Annotated in this window: 17 protein-coding genes, 1 tRNA gene and 1 pseudogene (1 of these 19 running past the window's edge); 6 read left to right on the forward strand and 13 right to left on the reverse strand. The window is 66.9% G+C overall.

Going from position 1 to position 19,719, the window contains the following annotated elements:
* Position 1 precedes the first annotated feature (1 nt).
* The 3 genes from HZ989_RS06015 to HZ989_RS06025 all read right to left on the reverse strand — a co-directional run bounded on the left by HZ989_RS06015 (position 2) and on the right by HZ989_RS06025 (position 3,448).
* The gene (locus HZ989_RS06015) at positions 2–2,050 is read right to left on the reverse strand and encodes a capsular polysaccharide biosynthesis protein (RefSeq protein WP_245162478.1); all 2,049 of its coding nucleotides are present in this window, start codon (positions 2,048–2,050) and stop codon (positions 2–4) included.
* A gap of 61 nt (positions 2,051–2,111) precedes the next feature.
* A complete protein-coding gene (locus HZ989_RS06020) occupies positions 2,112–2,951 on the reverse strand; it encodes a CoA ester lyase (RefSeq protein ID WP_209322714.1) in 840 nt (279 codons plus the stop codon).
* Positions 2,948–3,448, reverse strand: a complete 501-nt coding sequence (locus tag HZ989_RS06025) for a GAF domain-containing protein (protein WP_209322715.1) — start codon at positions 3,446–3,448, stop codon at positions 2,948–2,950. Before HZ989_RS06025 ends, HZ989_RS06020 begins: the two co-directional genes overlap by 4 nt.
* 265 nt (positions 3,449–3,713) lie before the next feature.
* Between HZ989_RS06025 and HZ989_RS06030 the strand changes: the two genes are divergently transcribed.
* Complete coding sequence (locus HZ989_RS06030; protein ID WP_371812983.1) at positions 3,714–5,174, forward strand: tetratricopeptide repeat protein; 1,461 nt, start codon at positions 3,714–3,716, stop codon at positions 5,172–5,174.
* A 14-nt stretch (positions 5,175–5,188) separates the two neighbouring features.
* Complete coding sequence (locus HZ989_RS06035; protein ID WP_209322717.1) at positions 5,189–6,643, forward strand: hypothetical protein; 1,455 nt, start codon at positions 5,189–5,191, stop codon at positions 6,641–6,643.
* A gap of 2 nt (positions 6,644–6,645) precedes the next feature.
* On the opposite strand, the gene HZ989_RS06040 is transcribed toward HZ989_RS06035, so the two are convergent.
* Positions 6,646–6,721: transfer RNA gene (locus HZ989_RS06040), tRNA-Ile, on the reverse strand.
* A gap of 189 nt (positions 6,722–6,910) precedes the next feature.
* On the opposite strand from HZ989_RS06040, the gene HZ989_RS06045 reads away from it, so the two are divergent.
* Entirely contained in the window at positions 6,911–7,645 is a 735-nt protein-coding gene (locus tag HZ989_RS06045) for an SIMPL domain-containing protein (protein WP_209322718.1), read from the forward strand.
* 36 nt (positions 7,646–7,681) lie between these two features.
* Here the strand turns inward: HZ989_RS06045 and HZ989_RS06050 are convergent.
* A pseudogene (locus tag HZ989_RS06050) lies at positions 7,682–8,197 on the reverse strand (gamma carbonic anhydrase family protein); the annotation flags it as partial.
* Positions 8,198–8,500: 303 nt separating this feature from the next.
* Here HZ989_RS06050 and HZ989_RS06055 point away from each other — a divergent pair.
* Positions 8,501–9,277: a PhoH family protein gene (locus HZ989_RS06055; RefSeq protein WP_209322719.1), complete on the forward strand. Its 777-nt coding sequence runs from the start codon at positions 8,501–8,503 to the stop codon at positions 9,275–9,277.
* Between the two features lie 54 nt (positions 9,278–9,331).
* Here the strand turns inward: HZ989_RS06055 and HZ989_RS06060 are convergent, their stop codons facing one another.
* Positions 9,332–10,030 (reverse strand): pirin family protein, encoded by a 699-nt coding sequence (locus tag HZ989_RS06060; protein ID WP_209322720.1) that lies wholly within the window; start codon positions 10,028–10,030, stop codon positions 9,332–9,334.
* A 147-nt stretch (positions 10,031–10,177) separates the two neighbouring features.
* Positions 10,178–10,705 (reverse strand): PAS domain-containing protein, encoded by a 528-nt coding sequence (locus HZ989_RS06065; RefSeq protein WP_209322721.1) that lies wholly within the window; start codon positions 10,703–10,705, stop codon positions 10,178–10,180.
* Positions 10,706–10,847: 142 nt separating this feature from the next.
* Here HZ989_RS06065 and HZ989_RS06070 point away from each other — a divergent pair, with 142 nt between their 5' ends.
* Positions 10,848–11,768, forward strand: a complete 921-nt coding sequence (locus HZ989_RS06070) for a hypothetical protein (RefSeq protein WP_209322722.1) — start codon at positions 10,848–10,850, stop codon at positions 11,766–11,768.
* 9 nt (positions 11,769–11,777) lie between these two features.
* Here the strand turns inward: HZ989_RS06070 and HZ989_RS06075 are convergent.
* The 6 genes from HZ989_RS06075 to hfaA all read right to left on the reverse strand — a co-directional run bounded on the left by HZ989_RS06075 (position 11,778) and on the right by hfaA (position 19,505).
* Positions 11,778–12,535, reverse strand: a protein-coding gene (locus HZ989_RS06075) for an IS5 family transposase (RefSeq protein WP_209322645.1) whose coding sequence is annotated in 2 segments (ribosomal slippage) — positions 11,778–12,199 and positions 12,199–12,535 — 759 coding nt in all. Because the reading frame shifts where the segments join, the coding sequence is not laid out codon by codon here.
* Between the two features lie 440 nt (positions 12,536–12,975).
* Entirely contained in the window at positions 12,976–13,470 is a 495-nt protein-coding gene (locus HZ989_RS15310) for a YkgJ family cysteine cluster protein (RefSeq protein ID WP_209322723.1), read from the reverse strand.
* Between the two features lie 404 nt (positions 13,471–13,874).
* Positions 13,875–16,739: a pitrilysin family protein gene (locus tag HZ989_RS06085; RefSeq protein ID WP_209322724.1), complete on the reverse strand. Its 2,865-nt coding sequence runs from the start codon at positions 16,737–16,739 to the stop codon at positions 13,875–13,877.
* 144 nt (positions 16,740–16,883) lie between these two features.
* Positions 16,884–18,134, reverse strand: coding sequence for a holdfast anchor protein HfaD (gene hfaD / locus HZ989_RS06090; protein ID WP_209322725.1), 1,251 nt, complete (start codon positions 18,132–18,134; stop codon positions 16,884–16,886).
* Positions 18,061–19,071 carry a holdfast anchoring protein HfaB gene (hfaB, locus tag HZ989_RS06095; protein ID WP_209322726.1) on the reverse strand — a complete coding sequence of 337 codons (1,011 nt, stop codon included), beginning with the start codon at positions 19,069–19,071 and terminating at the stop codon, positions 18,061–18,063. Before hfaB ends, hfaD begins: the two co-directional genes overlap by 74 nt.
* Positions 19,071–19,505, reverse strand: a complete 435-nt coding sequence (hfaA, locus tag HZ989_RS06100) for a holdfast anchoring protein HfaA (RefSeq protein ID WP_209322727.1) — start codon at positions 19,503–19,505, stop codon at positions 19,071–19,073. Before hfaA ends, hfaB begins: the two co-directional genes overlap by 1 nt.
* Before the next feature lie 118 nt (positions 19,506–19,623).
* On the opposite strand from hfaA, the gene HZ989_RS06105 reads away from it, so the two are divergent.
* A protein-coding gene (locus tag HZ989_RS06105) for a rhomboid family intramembrane serine protease (RefSeq protein ID WP_209322728.1) crosses the window boundary here: on the forward strand, positions 19,624–19,719 show its 5' end (the start). Its footprint extends 597 nt past the window's final position; the window shows 96 of its 693 coding nt (coding positions 1–96); it begins with the start codon at positions 19,624–19,626; its stop codon lies off the right edge, out of view.

The raw sequence follows: 19,719 nt of genomic DNA on the forward strand, positions 1-19,719 counted from the left end.
TTCAATAGGCCGGTGGCGGTCGCTGGTCGAGACTGGCCTTGATGCCCTTCCACCAACGGGCGATCTGGTTCGAGGGTGCGGCCGGGGGCGGATCGTTCCGGGCCGCGATCAGCGCCTCGACCAGATCCTCCGCCTCGCAGGGCCAGCCCTCCGGCGTGACGTAGATCGGGTATTCGACCAGGGCCGCGGCGACCAGCGCGTCAAGACTCGCGCGCCGCGTCCGCCGCTCAAAGGTCATGGCGTCGGTCGTCAGACCCCAGCCGCCATAGAAGGGCCTACCATAGGTCGCCACCGTCTTGCCGCGCAGCAGGGCCTCGAACCCGGACAGGGAGGTCAGCGTCGCCAGCACGTCGCAGGCGTCCAGGCACTGGACGATATCCAGCCCGTCCGCCGTCGCATCGACCGCCTGGATGGCCGAGGCATCCAGCCTCCCCGGCCGGTTGCCATTCATCACGTCGGGGTGGTTGCGATAGATCAGGAAGGCATCGGGAAAGTCCGCCCGCGCCGCTGCCACCAGGCCCGAGTTGGTGCGGATGTCGCCGCAGCCTTTCAGGATCGACTTGTCGTTCTCGACCTGACCCACGACCAGCACCTTGCGGCGGTCCGCAGGCCAGTCCGGTCGCACTGCGGCACCCGCGAGATTGTATTTCGAAAGCCCCGCCTCGACGACCCGCGCCCTCAGCCGCGCCGCCCGGGCCAGCAGGTCAGACGACTGTCCGCCGCCCTCGATCAGGGTCTCCAGCCGCGACGGGCCGGTCGGGTCGTAATAGACGCCCTGGTCGTCCAGGGCGACGCTCAGCGCACCGAAGAAGTCGGAACCCAGTCCCCGGGAGCGGATGAAGCCATCTTCCATCCGCACGACGGGCACGGACGTCGCCGCCGCCACCGCGGCGATTTCCGGCGTCTCCTTGCCGGCCCAGTAGATCAGCCGCCCCGACCGGGCCTGTGCGTTCTGCCGGGCCTTAACGGGATTGCCAAAGTAGCGCAGCCGCGTGCGCGGGCCGTTCAGCAAGCGGCGGACAGGTGGCCGCTTGGCGGGAGAGAACCCGACCCCGGCCCAGTATCCAGAAAGGCGCTCGGCCCGGCCGCGCAGGGAGACCAGCCGCTCCAGTGCCGTCTCGACCTCGCATCGGCGGCCGGTGACCGGATCGACGTAACGGGCATACCGGATCATCGCCGCCGCCACGACGGTCTCGATGTCGCGCGCCGCGCCCCGCCGTCCGGTCGTGACTTCGTCGGTGGTCAGGCCCCAGCCCGAGTAGAAGGCGGCCCCGAAACACCGGACCGGCAGGCCGCGCATCAGGGCCTCGAACCCCAGGGCCGAGGTCACACACCAGACCTGATCGACCTCGCCCAGCAGCTCGGCCGGGCGCACATCGGCGTCAAGGACCGTGGTGCCCTCCAGGTCCGCCTCGACAATGCATCCCTTCTTCTTGCCCGCGGCCACCGCCGGATGCCGTTTCACGATCAGCTGGGCATTCGGGTGCTCGGCCCTTGCCGTCCGCACCATGGCCGCGAAGCTCTCCGGCCCGGCCAGACCGCAGGCGATGGAGGCATCGCCCGCAGTCTGATCGACCAGCAGGATGCGCGGCCGGTCTTGCAGGATCGACCGGTCCAGCGGCCCGCCCATGTTGGTCTTGGAAATTCCCGTCTCGACGATCCGGTCGATCAGCGCCCGCGCCCGCGTCCGCATGGCGTCGTCGCACCAGTCGTCCGCCGTTTCGATCCACCGCTCCAGCCGCGAGGGCCGCGTCGCATCGTAATAGATACCCAGGTCATCGACGACCAGACTGACCGATGCCGCGCCGGTCTCGCCAAGGCCGATGGAGCGTAGAAACCCGTCCTCCAGCGCCAGATAGGGCAGTCCTGTCCGTGTCGCGCGCCGGCGCCCGCTCCGGGACGACGGCTTCAGACCCCAGCCGACGATGGCTTCGATCGGAGCAAGCGGGCTCGCCCGCAGCGACAGGTCGTCGAGGAAGGTCCCCAGGAACCGGACGTCCCATATGCCGGGCGAGCAGACCCAGGCGCGGCGAAGGGGGGGTGTTTGCAACTCAGGCACTTTCGACGGCTGGCCCGTTCATCGGCCGCGACACGCAAGCGAAGGCGCGTTCCTACCCACACGCTGCCGCGCGGTCCAGCAACGCCTGCGCCTGGACCAGATGCAGCCGCTCCGCCATCGCGCCATTGACGCGGATCGCGCCCTTGCCTTCGGCCTCGGGGGTGGCGAAAGCCGCGACGACGGCCCGGGCCTCCGCCACCTCGGCCGGGGTGGGTGAGAAGGCCGAGTGGGCCGCCTCGATCTGGCTCGGATGGATCAGGCTTTTGCCGTCGAAGCCAAACAGACGCCCCTGGGCGCACTCGGCCGCCAGACCCCCTGCGTCGTCCAGCCGGTTGAAGACCCCGTCGATGGCCAGCAACCCGTGCGCCTTCGCAGCCGCCACCGTCGCCGCCAGGCAGGGCTTCAGAGGCTCCCGGTCCTGTGACTGGCCGGTTCCCAGCGCCTTGGCCAGATCGTTGACGCCCAGCATCAAGGCCCCCAGCGGCCCGCCCGCCGCCCCGATCCGGGGCAGGTCCAGCAGGGCGCGGGGCGTCTCGATCATGGCGCACAGGCGCACGCCCTCGGCCATCCGCGCCTCATAGGCATCGACGGTCCCGGCCTCCTCGACCTTGGGGGCCACGATCCAGTCCAGGGTGACGCCCGTCAGCGCCGCAAGATCGGCCTCGCCCCACGCGGTGCCGAGCGCATTGACCCGCACCCCGATCTGGCCGCGAAATCCGCCTGCCCGGACGGCATCGATCGCCGCCGCGCGGGCCTCGGCCTTCATCTCAGGTGCGACGGCGTCCTCCAGATCCAGCACGGCCAGGTCACAGTCCAGCCCGCGCGCCTTTTCGATCGCCCGGGGGTTTGATGCCGGCAGAAACAGGACACTGCGGACCAGCGAGGCCTTCATGCGTCTGCTCCGAAAACCCTGGCCATCAGACGCTCCAGCGCCCGGGCATCGACCGTATCGAAGGCGGCCCTTGTCGTTGCGTCCACATCGAACACGGCGATCAATGCGCCGCCGGCATCGAACACCGGGACCACAATCTCGCTCTCCGAACGCCCGTCGCAGGCGATATGGCCCGGAAAGGCATGGACGTCCTGGACGATCTGGGTCTGTCGGGTCTCGGCTGCCGTTCCGCACACCCCGCGCCCGAAAGCGATCCGCAGACAGCCCAGCGTCCCCTGATAGGGCCCGACCACCAGTTCGCGGTCCCGGGCCGGATCGACGACGTAGAAGCCGGTCCAGAAATAGTCGCCGAAGGCGTCTGCCAGCATCGCGGCGACCGTCGCCATGCGGGCCACCCGATCCGTCTCGCCCTCCAGCACTGCAAGAATCTCCGATTCGACCTCAAGATAGGCCTCGGCCTTGTCGACTGGGCGGTCGTCGCGGGGGATGTAACTCATCTGGTCGGGTCCATCTGATGTCAGGATCGTGACGCTATAGGTCGACGATGTCACGACCGCGAGCCACAGGTCCGCGTGGCCTGAGTAAGCCACTGTTTTCTGTGGCCGAAGCCAGGCCGCGCCATATTTCCGCCAGCCTTCGGCAACGCTATAGCGACGAATGCCGTTAACCATATCCGGAACTTCACTGGACCGGAGCGCCGGTTTCGGAAATGGTTAACGCGGGCGGATTGTGGATCCGCTGTCTGGGAACGGGATGAGGGGAATGCGCGATCGCGACGCCAGCCGTGACGAACGCCCGCGACGTCGCCTCGGTGGTCAGGTCGCTGTCGTGTCGGCCGTGGCCCTGCTGGCCCTGACCGCCGGTGCCCTGGCCAGTTGCGGCGACAACGGTGCGGCCTTCTGGCGGCGCGCCGATAACGCCGCCGCCAATCAATGTCCCCGGCCGCAGTCGATCACGGGCCCGGAGTTCAACGCACAGGAAGCCGGCCTCCGCCTGCTGCGGCGCGAAGCGTTCCGGGGTGATTTCTTCGCACAGCTTGAACTCGGATCGCGCTATGCGGCCAGCCGCGCCACCGACAAGAATATCGAGGATCCGATCGAGAGCGCGGTCTGGACCGGCCTGGCGCTGGCAAATGACGAGGGCTATGCGCCCATCAATCGCGTCAATCGCCGGGGGTGGGACGGGTTCCGCTCAGGCTCGCGTTATGACGACTGCCGGGCCTGGGAGCGCCACGTCGCCTATCAGCGGCTGAACCGCCAACTGGGCCAGATGACGATCAACGAACAGGCCGCCGTCCGCGATCGCATGATCTACGTGCTGTCCACCCAGGACGCCGAGGGGTTCCGCACCCTGGCCCGTCTGCATGACGCCCTCTATGGCCCCTTTGGCGAGCCCTCCGACAACCGCGAAGCCCGCGAGGCGATCGGACGCAATGCCAGTGGCGGGCAGGGCCGGGGCGGCTTCTATTCGGCGGCGTCCCTGTTCCCCCGCAACGATGTCGACGCCTACCTTTACAACTACCTGGCGACCCAGACGGGCGACGTCGGATCCTATGTCCTGCTGAAGGACTTCGAGCGGTCCTCGCCCGGCCGGTCGCAATACGGGTCCTTCGTCGAGGCCAAGGCGCGCCAGTGGGTGCCGCCGTTCGAATTCTATCCGAACGACGCCCCGGCGTCGGGTGTGCCCTTCTCGGACGAGAGCCGCCCGCGCGGTGACGCCTACGAATATGCGCTGGGCCGCATGACCGAGTTGCCCTTCGTCCATGTCGGGCGTGCCCTGCGCTACCTCGGCGTCACCGAGACGGTCGTCAGCCGGCCGGCCGACCTCAGCGCCCGACAGATCCAGACGCTGGAGGCCATGCTGGGCCACGACATGGACTCGCGCCTGTCCTGGCTGGAGATGGTCCGCGCCATCCAGCTTGCTGCCGTCAATGGCTCGTCCGAGGCCCAGCTGGTTCTTGCCGTCATGTATTCCGAGGGCATCGGGGTCCCCACCGACTATGCCCGCGCCTTCCACTGGTATTCCCAGGCCGACAAACAGGGGTCGCCAGAGGCCAAATTCGCCGTATCGACCTATTTCGCGCTCGGCGTCGCCGGGGTCGCGGATCAGGACAAGGCCGAGGCAGTCGCCTCCCGTATCGATTCGGCGCTCGCGGGCTTCGGTCCTTCCGCCTCGCGGCTGCAGGCTGTCCTGTCGCAAGTTTCCCGCTCGCAGCGCCGTTAGGAGGGGCTGACCACATGAAGACGCTGATCCTCGCCGCCTCCGCCCTGGCCGTCACACTGGGGTCGGCACCCGAAGCGTTTGCCCAGACCGCCGCCCGCGTCGAAAGCCAGACCCGACCCAACTTTGGCCTGCTGCTGGATCCCCCTGCCAGCCAGCGCAGCCGTTCGGGTGCCCATCGGCGCTGGTCCTATGGCAATCACTATCCCGGCTGGAACGGCGCGCCGCCGCCGATCCACCAGCCCGGCGGCTCCGAAGAGATCGTCCTGGTTGATTGCGGCGGCAATCCCGGCACCGGGGCTGTCGAGGCGGCGGTCCAGCGCGTGCGCCCCGGCGGGACCCTGGTCATTCGCGCCCGCGGCGGGGCCTGTGTCGGCTGGCTGAACATCGACAAACCCCTGACCCTCATCGGCGAGGGCGGGTTCGACCCGCGACGCTGGAACGAAAACCCGTCCGCCAGCCTGCAGGCTCCCGACGGCCTGCCCTGCATCACCGTGGCCTCGGGCGTACGGCTCGAGGTCCGCGACCTGGTCCTGTCGTCTCCCCACGGCGGCGATGCGGCCTGTATCGTCAACTACGGCGGTCAGGTCATCATGAGCCGGTCGGGCATCCGACACTCCGGGGACGAGGCGGCTATCCTGTCGGACGGTGGTCTGGTCGACCTGCGCGATGTGGTGATCGACGCCCGGACCATAGCGCCGGCCATCGTCGCCGACGGCGCGACCCTGACGACATGGGAGACGGTGGTCACCGGCGCCCAGTCCGGCATCGAACTGACGCCGGGTGCCGGCGATCCCTCGCGCATCGACTCGACCACCCTGGTCGGGGTTGAGAGTCCCAACAACTATGGTCCCCGCTCGATCGGCATCTCGGTCCGCTCGCGCCGCGACTATGGCCGGGTCGAGGTGTCGAACACCAAGGTTTGCGGTTATGTCGAGGGCGTGGCCATCGAGGGGGCGTCAGTCACGATCGACGGCTCGAAGATCTGCCAGTCCGACAAGGGTTTGGTGCTGTACAATGGCGAGCTCAGCCTGACCAACAGCCGCATCAGCGCCGACACCGTCGGCGTCGGTCTCGCCTCCGGGCGGGCGGTGGTCACCGACAATATCTTCGTCGCCGTTGCCGCGGTATTCCAGCAGGAATACCGCGCCCAGCTGACCGCCAGCGGCAACCGCGTCTGGTCCGACAGCCTGTGTCGACCATCCTATCGCCCGGTCTATCAGGACCGCTACGCCCCCTACTGGGATCAGGGCGGCCAGGGCTACCAGTGCCAGCGTTCAGCCTATCCGCGCGACTGGTGGGACGAGATGGACGGTGCCTACGGCGATCCCTACGACGACTATACCTATAGCCCGACCGGCTATGACCGGTTCCAGCAAGGCTATGGCTGGTACAACGGCCAGGGACAGTATGTGGACCAGCCGACGCCCCGCGGAGAGGACCGCTGGCGCGACGGACGCCGCCGTCGATAAGGTGGTAGGCGCGGAGGGACTCGAACCCCCAACCAGACCGTTATGAGCGGTCGGCTCTAACCATTGAGCTACGCGCCCGCCGAACGGCATCGCCTAGCAGGGGTGGCGCGGAGGGGAAAGTCCGCTTCCTGTCGTCCATGTCATGCACATGAACGGTTTCTGCGGATGCGACCTGCTCCCTGTTCAGGCGTTCAGGGCCAGGGTTCCACCACGGTCCTCGCGGAGAACTGGGGGCCGTCCCAGGAATCGTTCTCGATGAGGCTATCCATGACCCGCACCCTTCCCGCCCTCATGCTGGGCGCCGCCCTCGTCGGCCTGTCCGCGCCTGCGGCTCTGGCACAATCGGCTCCGATGGAGATGCACGCCATGACTGCAGCGCCGGCGCTGAATCTGTCCGCCTATGGCGAGGTCAAGATCGCGCCGGACATGGCCACCATCACCTTCGGCGTCACGACCGAGGCCGCGACAGCCCAGGCCGCCCTGGCCGACAACGCCCGCCGCATGCAGGCGGTTTTCGCCGCCCTGGGCCGCGCGGGAATCGCCGATCGCGACATCCAGACCTCGGGTCTGAACCTGTCGGCTCAGTACGACTACATCCAGAACGAGCCGCCCAGGCTGCGCGGCTATCAGGCGTCGAACCGGGTGACCGTCAACATCATGGACCTGACGAAGGTCGGCACGACGGCCGACGCGGTGGTCTCGGCCGGTGTCAACCAGATCGACGGCATTTCCTTCGGCCTGAAGGATCCCAAGGCCGCTGAAGACGAGGCCCGCGTGCTGGCCGTGCGCGCGCTGCAGGACAAGGCGCGCCTGTATGCCCGGGCGCTGGGTGTCGAGCTGGGGTCCATTCGCACCCTGAGCGAGGGCGGCGGCTATCAGGCCCCACAGCCCATGCCCATGATGGCACGCATGGCCATGGCCGACAGCGCATCAACGCCCGTCGCCGCCGGTGAGCTGGCCGTCCGCATCGACATCTCCGGCACCTACGACCTGGGTCGGTGACGGCACCTGGCCCTCTCCCTCTGCGGGAGAGGGCATCAGGGTCTGCGCATACCGCTTCCAGTTCTGTACGTAGTGGTGTGCCGAGGCCGTCAGGGCGGCGATCTGGGCCTCGTCCAGCTGCCGCACCACCTTGCCGGGCTGTCCCATGACCAGCGAGCCGTCCGGGATGACCTTGCCCTCCGTGATCAGGGCGTTCGCGCCGATCAGGCAGTTCTTCCCGATCACGGCGCGCCCCAGGACCACCGCGCCGATGCCGATCAGGGTGTTGTCGCCGATCGTGCAGCTGTGGAGCATGGCCATGTGCCCGACGGTGACATTGTCCCCTATCGTGAGCGGCTCGCCCGGATCGGAATGCAGGACGCTGCCGTCCTGGATGTTGGTGTTCGCTCCGATGACGATCGGATCGTTGTCGCCGCGCACCGTGACGCCGAACCAGACGCTGGCCCCGGACTTCAGCGTCACATCGCCGACCACGACCGCATTGTCGGCGATCCAGTATTCACCCTTTGGCGGCAGTCGCGGTTTCTTGTCCGCAAGCGAATAGATCGTCATGAAACCCTCATCTGCACTGAACGCATTAGGCTCTTTAAGCCTTTGGAAACCACGCTAGCATCAAAGTGTTGCTGCGATTCGAGGCCTTCATTTCGGCCCCGGATCAGAAGCCGGATCAACCCCGGTCCGGCCAGAACCCAGGAGAGCGTGCGTGACGCGTTCGGGTATGCGGCGGGTCTTCCCGCTGGATGTGGGATACATCTCCGACCCCGGACAGCCTGTCGGCACCTTCTTTTCCCTCCCCACTCTCGATCGAGGCGATGCCATTCCGGCGTCGCCTTTTTTCATGTCTCGGAGCCTGCCATGACCAAGCGCGCCGCCCTGAAGCGTCAATCCCGTGAAGGTGGAGCCTTCGATGGCCCCGACTATGGCCAGGACGCCAAGGTCCGCCGGTTGCCCGTTGCACAGAGCCGGGGGGCCTGGTCGCCGCATCCGTCGAACGACGACCGCGAGCAGGGATATCTGAAGACGCTGAAGCCCAAGTCCGAGGGGCAGGCGGCGCTGCTGAACGCGATCGACACCTCCAACCTGACTCTCGCGTTGGGCCCCGCAGGCACCGGCAAGACCTATCTGGCCGTCGCCAAGGCGGTCGAGGCACTGGAGGCCGGCAAGGTCGGGCGCATCGTGCTGAGCCGCCCCGCCGTCGAGGCCGGCGAATCGATCGGCTTTCTGCCCGGTGCCATGGAGGACAAGCTGGCCCCCTATCTGCGTCCGCTCTATGACGCCCTGTCGGACCGGCTGTCGATGAAACGGGTGGGGGCCCTGATGGCCGAGGGCCTGATCGAGATCGCGCCGGTCGGATACATGCGCGGGCGCACCCTGAACAACGCCTTCATCGTCATCGACGAGGCCCAGAACTGCACCTATGTGCAGCTGAAGATGCTGCTGACACGGCTGGGCTGGCACTCCAACATGGTGGTGACGGGCGATCCGGGCCAGACGGACTTGCTGCCGTCGCTGTCCGGACTTGCTGATATCGCCACGCGCCTGGAGGCCGTACCGGAGATTTCGGTCGTGCGCCTGGCTGAGGGCGACATTGTCCGTCACCCCCTGGTCGCCAGCATGATCGGGGTTCTCTAGCGAGCACCGAGGGTCTCCCTACCACCCCGCCGGGGGGGAGACCGCGACGGCGACCTAGGCTGCGTCGACCAGGACGATCTCGGCATCGTTGACAGCGGTCACGGTCAGGGTGTCCTCGCCGATGATGGCGGCACCATCGCGGGCGTTCAGATGGACGCCGTTGACCTCGACCTCGCCGCTGGCGGGCACCAGATAGCCACGGCGGGTCGCGCCCAGCGGATAGGTCGCGCTTTCGCCCGCCTTCAGCGTCGCGCCCACGATGCGGGCGTCGGTGCGGATCGGCAGGGCATCGCTATCCCCCTCGAAGCCCGAGGCCAGGACCACGAACTGACCGGCGCGGTCGCTTTTGGGGAACGGCCTGGCCCCCCAGGCGGGCTTTTCGCCGCGACGGGTCGGCTCGATCCAGATCTGGAAGATGCGGGTCAGCACCGGTTCGGCATTGTACTCGGCGTGCCGGATACCGGTACCGGCGCTCATCACCTGGACGTCGCCGGCCTCGGTGCGGCCCTTGTTGCCCAGGCTGTCCTCATGGGTGATCGCGCCTTCGCGCACATAGGTGATGATCTCCATGTCCGAGTGGGGGTGGGGCGGAAAGCCGGAGCCCGCCGCGATCTCGTCGTCGTTCCAGACGCGCAGATTGCCCCAGCTCATGCGGGCCGGATCGTAGTAGCCGGCGAAGGAGAAATGGTGTCTGGCGTTCAGCCATCCGTGGTTGGCACCACCCAGGCTGTCGAACGGTCTGCGCTCGATCATCGAAGTCTCTCCGGCTGCGGGACGTCCCGCAGCGCTGTTGCGAAGACGGTAACATAGGCAGACCGACAAGAACTGCAACAGTCCTGGTATTTATTGCAAGGTGAACCCGTTGCTGCGGGACAGGGCCTGGCGCGAACGATCGTTCCTTCAGGCGATCCGTCGCCCGTCGACGGCGGCCAGGGTCAGCGGCGGTCGTCCGGTCACGCCGACGCCGACCGAAAGCCGCGCGGTCAGCGGGCCGACCGCCTCGCGACGCCGTTCCTGATCCAGAGTCGGCTGATAGAGACCCAGCAACCGATTGGCCTCGCCGTCCGGGCCGCGCATGGGCGCGATGACGATTTCCAGCACGCCACGCAGGCGCGTCGCCTCGGCCACCATCACGACCGGACGGGCCTCGCGGAAGGTCTGGACGACGGCCGCGGCGATCAGGGTCCGGCTCTCGGGAGCCCACAGGTCCAGCCAGCCGACGCCACGCATGGGCCGGCCGTGCAGGGTCTCGATCCAGGCACCCGCAAGCCGGAAGGTCGCGCCGTCAGCGCTGCGGTCAGCCGTGAACAGCTGGGGCACCAGCCGACCCAGCCGCATCGGCTCGAGCCCGGCGCGTGGAGGGATAGGGCCGGGACAGGGCAGTGCAGCCCAGTGATCGATCAGGGTCTGTGTGCCGGGATGGAACATGCGTCTCGCTTTCGGGGCGAGCGGCGCAAGGGCGGTGCCATTCTCCTGGCAACGGAAACGCAAGGGTTTTGCCCGCAGATGCCCAATGGGCCGACCTGCGTCTCGTTGGGGGTCGGCGATCGATTCTTCAGGAGCCTGACCCATGCGGGTGGCGATCAAGATCTGGCTGCCGGCGGTGGCAGGTGCCTTTGCGGGTGCCATGGCCCTGCTCAGCCTGGCCGGACCGGCCTCGGCCCAGTGCCACGCGGGCTGCACGCCGCCGCCGCCTCCGCCGTGCGGATCGTGCGAGCCGCCACCGCCCCCGCCCCCTCCGCCTCCGCCGCCGGATTGCTGCACCCAGCCCCCGCCGCCGAGCTATCCACCGGGGGGTGGTGACATCAATGTGAACGTCAACATCAATGCGAACGCCAATGCGGACGGCAATGCCGGGGTCACGGCAAGGGCCCGCGCCCTGCTCAATGCCCGCGTCAGCGGCTATGGCAACGTGCGGGGCGGCGGTGGCGGCGGTGCCTACTTCAGCGTCGAGCAGCCCTATCCGACCGTGATCCAGGGCCTGAACGTCGAGGCCGGGGCTGTGTCCCAGGTCGTCCACGTGCCGTACGAGTCCCGTCGCCGCTGGGAAAAGCGCGTCGTCATCCAGGCCTTCTGTATCGACGATCGTGACATCCCGCATCCGGCGTCCCAGGTGACGCCCGACCGCGACATCCATGACGGCTATGAGGGCGAACTGTATCGCTGCATCGCCGGGACGCGGCTGCAGGTGACCTGGTCGGAATGGACCGGTCAGGTCAGCTTCGAGGGCGGACAGACCTTCGCCTGCCAGAAGGGCGAGGCGCTGTGGCGCGATCGTACCGGCGACCTGCGGTGCAAGATCCAGTTGGTGGCGCGCGACTGCAACGAGCGCTCGCTGCTTCGCCGCTATGGCGCGGGCGTCAAGGTGCTCGTCTGGGTCAAGGAAGAAATCTACACCGAATACCGCGAAGAGGTCGTCCAGGCGCAGGGTGCCGCGATCATCGGGGCCTCGATCATGCTGGACGGCGGCGTCGGCGGGCGGGTGTTCTAGGGTCCGGACTCATTTGGCCCAGAGTGTGATGGCGGCGACGATGCAGAGGCCTGCGAGGTAGTTCCTGGCGGTCTTGTCGTATCGGGTGGCGATGGCGCGGAAGTCCTTGAGGCGGCAGAAGGCGCGTTCGACGGCGTTTCTGAGCCTGTAGGCTGTGGCGTCGAACGGGTGTCGGTTCACGCGATTGATCTTGTTCGGGATCACGGGTGTCGTGCCGCGTTCGATCAGCATTCGACGCAGGGCGTCGCCGTCGTAGGCCCTGTCTGCGAGCAGGTGCAGGCTGGGTCGGCTGGCGACGATCAGGTCGTGGGCGGCCACGATGTCGGAGGCCTGGCCGGGCGAGAGTTGAACGACGCGAGGCCTGCCCGTCTCGTCCACCAGCATGTGGACCTTGGTCGTCCGACCGCCGCGCGACCGGCCTATGGCGTGAGCTGAGCCCCCCCTTTTGCGCCCGCCGCCGAGCGGTGCGCCTTGACCGAGGTCGAGTCGATCATGGCCGTCACCGGCGGGTCGGCCGCCTCGCCGAGCGACGCCAGGATCCGCTGCCACAGACCTCGCTTGCTCCAGCGATTGTAACGGTTGAACACCGTCGTATAGGGCCCATAGACGTCCGGAAGAGCGCGCCAGCGACACCCCTCGCGCAGCCGATGAACGATACCCGAGATCACCCGGCGATCATCCACCCGCCGCTTGCCCGTATAGACCTTGGGGATGTGCGGCTCGATCACAGCCCACTGCGCGTCCGACAACCAGAAATGATCCGCCATGATTCAAGCCTCCTCAGAAGCTTGAATCACAACAGCCAGATCAACTCAATTGGGTACAGACCCTAGGCTCCAGACCCATTCCTGGCCGGCAGGTGACGAGGAATGCGACGGCGACGCCCGTTGCAGGCCGTCGTGGACGGGCTGTACCCGGCGTCGCAATCCGGCCATCGGACAACCTGTCCCGAGCAGATGGATGATGCCCGGGATCACTCGCCGGTCATCGACCCGCCGAGCACCGGCCTGGTTCCCGGCCAGATGCGGCTCTACGGCTGCCCATGGATTATCTGACAGCCAGACCAGCTTGCTCTTCACCGACTGCGACGTGACCAGAGCGCATCGGAACTACGATTTGTGGCCGGGCTCCAAGTGAACGATCGGGTGTGGACGCGTGGAAAAATGGTTTGGAAATGGCGCTGAAGCAAATATTTCCTGCTTTTCGATCAGGTCGTCTCCCCGATAAGCAGTTTCCTAGCCCTGGACGCAGCCCGGCGCGCCAGGTGGTAGACTCTCGCTGCCCCTTCATCATAGCGAACAGTGATTTTGCATTGTTCGCCATAGGTGTCTTTGAGAAAGTTTCGAATCAGTTCTTCTGCTTTCTCGCGGGGGCTTAGGAGCTGGGCAGTCAAAGGACATCCGGTGCGGCTGTGATAGGTCGCATAAACCTCCCCATCCCCTTCAAACACATTTCCCATCGTATAGGGATAAAGATCACAGTCCATGGGCCTGCGCCCATAGACTTGGCACTGTTGGTCCCAATTAGGACATGGAAATTCACCAAGAGCCGATATCTCAAAGATTTTACCTTTTCGAGAAACGGTTAGGTGTTCTCTTTTGTCCTCGAAAAGCCGAGTGTACTCTGCTTCATTAACCTTCAGGCCGCGAAGGTCACGACAGCAGCTTTGATCTGTTGGACATTTCAGGCAGGGATTTGACAAATTACCTCCTAGGACAGCGCAGTACGACTTAAACTAGAAGTTGTTAACTGGCCGTTAAGTGAATGAACTGCAGCATCATCCGCCACCATCCGGACCGCTTGCTTGCGAACCTCGGGTGAGACCTTGTTCGTCGTCTTGCTTTCTCTCAGGCGTTGAGGCCTCCGGCAAACCGGGGGCGGTTCAGATCGTTTGAGGCGGGCTCCCTTCGCGGGTCCAACCGAAAGCGTGACCCATGCTCCCACTCCTGTCAGGAGCCGATCAGCCCCGAGGCTGAATGGCTGACAACGGCCCGTTCAGCCTGTGCGAATGGCGGGTGGGGTAGACATCGATGGTCGGGTTCATCGCCGACGATCCTGAGAAGACTGAAGGCCCCGGAGCGAAAACCCCGGGGCCTCTTTTTTGGTCTATTGCGCCGGTGCGTTGGCAGAGATCACCGAAGCGCGCCAGGCCCTGTCTGGCATCAGATATTTCCGGGCCGCCGCCTGGATGTCGGCGGGCGTGACCGCTTCGCGATCGCTGATCTCGGTCGCGATCTGCTCGATATCGCCAGGCCTGGTCGCCACGTGGGCCAAGGCCCCCAGCCAGTATTCATTGCCGGCCTGCGCGCGACGAAGACGTTCTACATTGGGCGCGCGCGCCCGGTTCAACTCATCCTCTGTGATCGGCGTGTCGCGCAGGGAAGCAGCGATCGCGTCGACGGCGGCGAACAACGCAGGCTGGTTCTGAGGCGTCGTCTGGGCCGTGACAGCGATCGAGCCGTAGTCCCGATAGACGTCCGACGCCGAGGCCTCGACTTTAGGCGAATAGGCCAGGGCCTGGTTTTCCCTGATCTCGTCCAGCACGCGCAGCTCCAGGACGGCCGCCAAAAGGTCTGCGACGCGCGCGTCCGTTCGGTCGCCGACAACATCGGTGGTGGGCCATGCCACATAACCCAGCGCCTGTTCGGCAGGCCCGGTGTGCGTCAGTCGCACCGGTTCCGTCGTTCCAGCCGGGAAACGCCGGACGTCGGCACCGGCAGGTACCGTCGGTTCTGCCGATCGGGCGGGCAGGGCGGCGAGGGTCGAGCCGACAGCGGCGATCGCATCCTCCACGGTCACATCGCCGACAATCACGACGTTGATGGGCCCCTGGGCCAGACCTGCGGTCACGCTCGCCTTGAACTGGTCATTTGTCCAGCTCGCGACCGTCTCGGGCGAGGGGAAGGTCTGGCGCGCATCGCCGGACGCCAGCAGACCGCTCGACTGGATTCCAAACGCCCCTTCGGGGGTCGCCATGCTCTGGGCGACGATCTGGGGCCAGAACCCCTTGAACTGTTCGAAGGGGGCCGGGCGCACGCCCGGGTCGGTCAGATAGGCAGCCAGAACCTGCATCTGCAGACCGAGGTCCTCAGGCCGGGTGGTGCCCGTCAGCTCATAGGCGTCGCCATCGATGGCAAAGCCGGCATTGTAGATCTTGCCGCTCAAGGCGCGGGTCAGTTCATCGGCTGTCAGCTTGCCCAGACCGCCAGCCGTGAAGACGAAGGGGGCCAGGGTCTGGGGGTCGGCCCGGTCCGTCGGAAGGCCGAGCTCGCCGAGCCCGGCGCGGACGCTGATCAGGATCTGGTCGTCGCGGAAGGTGGTCGGCTTGACCGTCAGCCGCGTGCCGTTGGCGAAGGTGACGACCGTGGCACCGACCGAAGCGATCTCCTGTTGCCGGGCGGGCCGGGCGGGCGTGCCGAACGTGGCATAGGGCCATTCCAGCGCAGCCTGGGCGGCCGGAGGCGTGACCGGGACGGCCGTCGAAGCTTCCAGCAGAGCCGTAACCGCCGCCTCGCCGCCTTCGATGGGTTCCGGAGTCGCCACAAGCGCCAGTGGGCCCTGACCGGCGAACAAGGTCGCGACCGCTTCATTCACAGCCCGGGGCGTCAGGCCGTCGACCGCCGCGTTGAACAGCGCGAGGTTCGTCGCGGGCGTGCTGAACACCCGCTGGTCGTTGGTCGCATTCAGGAGCCCGCCCGCGAGGGCCGGGGTCGTGCGGGTGGCCGCAGTCGCAACCGCATTCTCGAGCGCGGCCCGCGTGTCGGTGATCTCGCGATTCAGTTCGGTCTCGGTGACGCCGAACTGAACCAGGCGGCGCTTCTCCTGTTCGATGGTCTGCAGCGCGCGGGGCAGGCCACCCGGATTGAAGGCGGCACCGACGGTCGCGATCTGCAGGCTGTCGAACAAGGTATCGGTCACGCCCCCGGCACCCAGGAACGGCGGGTTGTCGGCGCGGGCGAGCTCGCCCAGGCGACGGTTGAGGACCGCCAGGCCGAGATTCTGCAGAAGTGAAGAACGACGTTCGGCGACGGTGTCAGGGTCGTTATCGGGCGGCGATACCCAGTTCAGCTGGATCGAGGACTGTACGCCCGGCTCGACCAGGATCCGGCTGTCGGCACCACGCGGCGCGATCTGTCCGAGGTCGGGTTCAGGGCCGTCGGCCGCCCTGGGCTGCCAGCTTTCGAAGGCCCCGCGGATCTTCGCCTCCATCTGATCGACGTCGAAGTCCCCGACCGCCAAAAGAGTCGCGCGCGAAGGCCTGTAGTAGGCGTTGTAGAAATCAACGAAGCGCTCGCGTGGCGCCGTACGGATGATGTTGAGGTCGCCCATGGGCAGACGATCTGCGATCCGCTGGCCCGGTGCCAACAGCGCAAGCTGCGCCTTCAATGATCGTTGAGCCGGCGTATTGCGGGTCCGCTCCTCGCCTTCAATCACGCCGCGCTCGGCGTCGATGTCGTCTGCGTTCATGAGAGCTTCGGAGACCTGCTCGCGCAGGATGCGGAGGGCAGTGTCGACGGTCTCGTCGTTGGTGCGGGGGAGTTCCAGAACATAGGCGGTCTGGTCGAAAGAGGTGAAGGCGTTGGTGTCGGCGCCAAAGGCCAGGCCCAGGCGCTCCAGGATTCGCAGCAGCTCATTCTCCGGGATATTGGTCGTGCCGTTGAAGGCCATATGCTCCATGAAGTGGGCCAGCCCCTTCTGGTCGTCCGTTTCCATCAGCGAGCCGGCGTCGAGCCGCAGCCGCAATGAGGCCTGTCCGGGCGGGGTCGCGTTTCTCAGGATCGCATAGCGCATGCCGTTGGGCAGCTGCCCGAACCGGACGGCCGGATCGGCGGGAATGTCGCTGGCGGCCTGCGCCCAGGGGTCCGAGGGCTGCACAGCGGTCGCCGTCTGGGCCATTGCGGCACCGGACAGGGGGCAAGTCAGCAGGGCGAGGCCGGACACGGCGGCGAGCAGAAGACGGCGAGGGGTCATGAAGGCTCCAGGCGAAGTCGGGGCCGCCGCGCAGGCACTCCCGGATGTGGTCGGAAAGGGGCCTTGCTTGCCCCAACACCAGCCTTCCTCAATCTCTGGTAGCCGTAAAGTGAACTTTACGTTAGGCGGACATCAGGGCGCAGATCACGAACCCGGCCGCGAGACGTAGAAGGTCGCGGTATTGCCGACGGCGCTTGCGCTCGACGCGATCGCGCGGCCCGTGCCGCTGACGGTCGTCGTCGCCGTAGCCGAGACAGGGCCAGAGTTGGTCTGGGCATTGGTGGCAATCAGATTGCCCTGGCAGGTCGCGCAGACATAGCCGGTGACCGAATTGCCGATCGCGTCCGCCGAGACATAGGCGTCATAGCCATTGGTTCCCGCGAAATCGGCGCTGACCTCGACCCCACCGGAGTTCACCTGGCTGCTGTCGATCTCCAGATAGACATCGTTGTTGCCGGCGACGACCTCGTTGCCGGTTCCGGCCGCGACGGCAGCGGCTGCGCCCCAGTCGTAGCTGGTGACGGTGGCCGAGGCGCGGACCTGGGACAGGTTGGACTGGTCCGTCGTCGCCACGACCGAGCCGCCGTCGTTGTAGAGCAGGGTCTGGTTGGCGGTGGCGCGGGCGCGTCCGGCCAGATCCCAGGCGTTGGCGGCATTGGCGCTGGTCGATGCGGTGACGGCATCGCCGGCCGAGCGCTGGCGAATGGTCAGGTCCTGACTGGAGGCGAGACCGGAGTTCAGGGCCGTGGTGTTGGCGACCGACTGGCTGATAAACTCGGCGGTCGCGGGGATGTAGCGTGTTTCTGCGAAGTTTTCGGCCCGGACGCCGGCCTCGGAACGCTGGATCACGATGCCGGACACGTGTGAGGCGCTGGCGGCCATGGAGGTGGTGTTGGCGATGGCGGTGACACCGACCGAGGCACCGCCGAGCATCCGGACGGAAGGGCCGTTCAGGCTCGAGGCGGCGGTGACTTCCGTCGGGCCGACCTCCTGGGTCGCCTCGATGGCGATATCGCCGCCATAGGATGCGGCGGCCAGATAATTGCCGCGCGACTGGGTGGTGGCGTTGACCGGGCCTTCCAGGTCGCCGTCCAGGTTCAGGGTGGTGGTCGAGCGGACGTCACCGCTGGACGTCTGGGTCGAGGTCAGCTGGAGGTCGCGGTCCTGGGCCGTGCCGGAGAGGCTGTTGCCCTGGGCCGCCGTGTCGGCACCCACCTCGTCCGAGGCCCCTTCGACGTTCAGGGTCTGGCCGGCGATGACGTCGCCCAGTTGCAGCTGGTTGTTCAGGACGATGACGCCATCCCGGGTCTGACCGAAAGCGCTAGTAGCGGCTGCCACGTACAGCGCCGTCGCGGCGATCGTTCCAGCGGTCCGGATCGGCGCGGGTCTGGCCATTGTTCGTTCCCGTGTTGTCGTAGGCGGGGTAGTAGCCCCCGGTCGCGCCCACCGTGTTGAGCGGGTCGTTGGAGGCGTCCAGGCAGACTTCGGGACCCGGCGCGCCATACAGGTTGGCCATGAACTCGACCGTCGCCCGCTCGATCACGGCGCGGACGGCCAGCTGCACCGGCTCCATCCCGCCGGTTCCGGCGGAGATGTCCAGGACGTTGCCATCCAGGAAGTCAAACACCCCGGCGGAGATTTCGCGGCCGATGATCTGCTTCTGGTAGGAGACGACGTCGACGACCTCGAGCGTGGTGGTCTGGACCAGGCGCAGGTCGATGGCGATGTTCATGACGAACACCTTGCTCTGGACGATGGTGGAGCCCGGCCGGGCGCTTTCGGTCTCGGCCTGCCCGGCGTCGAAGCCGGCCGAGCGGATATTGTAGTTCACCTCGGTGATGCCGCCGACCAGGTAGAAGTCCGAACCCGGCACCTGGCCCGCCAGGATGCGGCGATAGTTGGGATCCTCGACCGTGCCGCCCTGGTCGCCGATCAGCCGGTTGTTGGCGTAGCGCAACTCCATTTCGGAAATGGAGGTGTCGTAGCGCTCGACCATCTGCGCCCCGGCCTTGGCGAGGGCGCTGAAGGCCATCAGCGAGGCTCCACCCGTGACCTGGCGTCCCCCGTCGGACGAGACCGTGCCGGTGTAGTCGCTGATCCGGCCCACGGCCATGCGCGGCGAGGGCAGGTTGTAGCGGCGGGCGTAGTCGGCCAAGCAGTACAGGGCCCTGGAATAGGGCGTCGGGTTCGATGTCACCGGCGCATTGCCGATCGGCGTCGCATACATGCCGTTCGGCCCGGCCGCCGGGCTGACGCAGGCGCCGAGCATGGCCGTGACGGCCAGGGCGACGCCGCCGACCTTCAGCCGACGGGTGAGGGCGGTGGTCATCATCAGAAGCCTGTCAGGGTGCCGGTCAGATCCGTCCGGGCGGACACATTCCCCGTATTGGTCTGACGCGAGTTGACGATGACCGTGTTGTGGCTGCCCTGGACCACCACGTTCAGATTGTTGCCGATGGCCGTCGAGCCGCCGATGGCCGAGCCGCCGCCGCTGCTGCCTGAGCCCGAGTAGGTCTGCGACACGCCGCCGGATTGGGCGGAATAGGCGGAGGCCCCGGCCTGGATGATGCCGTCGACGATCAGGCGATTGCCGTTCTGGTCCCGGGTCGAGCCTGTCTGGGCCGTCGTGACCGACTGGCGCGCACCGCCATAGCCGTTCTGAAACGACGACAGCCCGCCGGACCCTGCGGTCTGGGCGGCGGCGGGCAGGCCGGCAGCGACGATTCCGAGGGGAACGAGCGCAGCGAGCATCCTTTTCCGGGTCATTTCTGCAGATCCCACGCGAACGAAACTGCGGGTCGCCAAGCGCGAGCCGGGTCCCAAAGTGGGACGTGGTTATTAAGAACCACTTGAGATCGGGGGCGACGCCGCGCATTTGATCCGGATGGAGCCGCCCCTCGGCCGATTCGACGGCCCAACCCCGAAAGAACCCGTCTTCAAGGCGCCGCTGCTGGCCGTGCTGCTGGCTGCATCCATGCCC

Source organism: Brevundimonas sp. AJA228-03 (genome assembly GCF_017795885.1).
Taxonomy (GTDB): domain Bacteria; phylum Pseudomonadota; class Alphaproteobacteria; order Caulobacterales; family Caulobacteraceae; genus Brevundimonas.

What these genes read in the sequence shown, in the direction of transcription:
- hfaB (WP_209322726.1), bottom strand. Translation starts at nt 19,071, where the DNA reads ATGATGACCACCGCCCTCACCCGTCGGCTGAAGGTCGGCGGCGTCGCC.
- HZ989_RS06065 (WP_209322721.1), bottom strand. Translation starts at nt 10,705, where the DNA reads ATGTTCCATCCCGGCACACAGACCCTGATCGATCACTGGGCTGCACTG.
- HZ989_RS06020 (WP_209322714.1), bottom strand. Translation starts at nt 2,951, where the DNA reads ATGAAGGCCTCGCTGGTCCGCAGTGTCCTGTTTCTGCCGGCATCAAAC.
- HZ989_RS06070 (WP_209322722.1), top strand. Translation starts at nt 10,848, where the DNA reads ATGCGGGTGGCGATCAAGATCTGGCTGCCGGCGGTGGCAGGTGCCTTT.
- hfaD (WP_209322725.1), bottom strand. Translation starts at nt 18,134, where the DNA reads ATGGCCAGACCCGCGCCGATCCGGACCGCTGGAACGATCGCCGCGACG.
- HZ989_RS06055 (WP_209322719.1), top strand. Translation starts at nt 8,501, where the DNA reads ATGACCAAGCGCGCCGCCCTGAAGCGTCAATCCCGTGAAGGTGGAGCC.
- HZ989_RS06035 (WP_209322717.1), top strand. Translation starts at nt 5,189, where the DNA reads ATGAAGACGCTGATCCTCGCCGCCTCCGCCCTGGCCGTCACACTGGGG.
- HZ989_RS06060 (WP_209322720.1), bottom strand. Translation starts at nt 10,030, where the DNA reads ATGATCGAGCGCAGACCGTTCGACAGCCTGGGTGGTGCCAACCACGGA.
- HZ989_RS06045 (WP_209322718.1), top strand. Translation starts at nt 6,911, where the DNA reads ATGACCCGCACCCTTCCCGCCCTCATGCTGGGCGCCGCCCTCGTCGGC.
- hfaA (WP_209322727.1), bottom strand. Translation starts at nt 19,505, where the DNA reads ATGACCCGGAAAAGGATGCTCGCTGCGCTCGTTCCCCTCGGAATCGTC.
- HZ989_RS06085 (WP_209322724.1), bottom strand. Translation starts at nt 16,739, where the DNA reads ATGACCCCTCGCCGTCTTCTGCTCGCCGCCGTGTCCGGCCTCGCCCTG.
- HZ989_RS06030 (WP_371812983.1), top strand. Translation starts at nt 3,714, where the DNA reads ATGCGCGATCGCGACGCCAGCCGTGACGAACGCCCGCGACGTCGCCTC.
- HZ989_RS06025 (WP_209322715.1), bottom strand. Translation starts at nt 3,448, where the DNA reads ATGAGTTACATCCCCCGCGACGACCGCCCAGTCGACAAGGCCGAGGCC.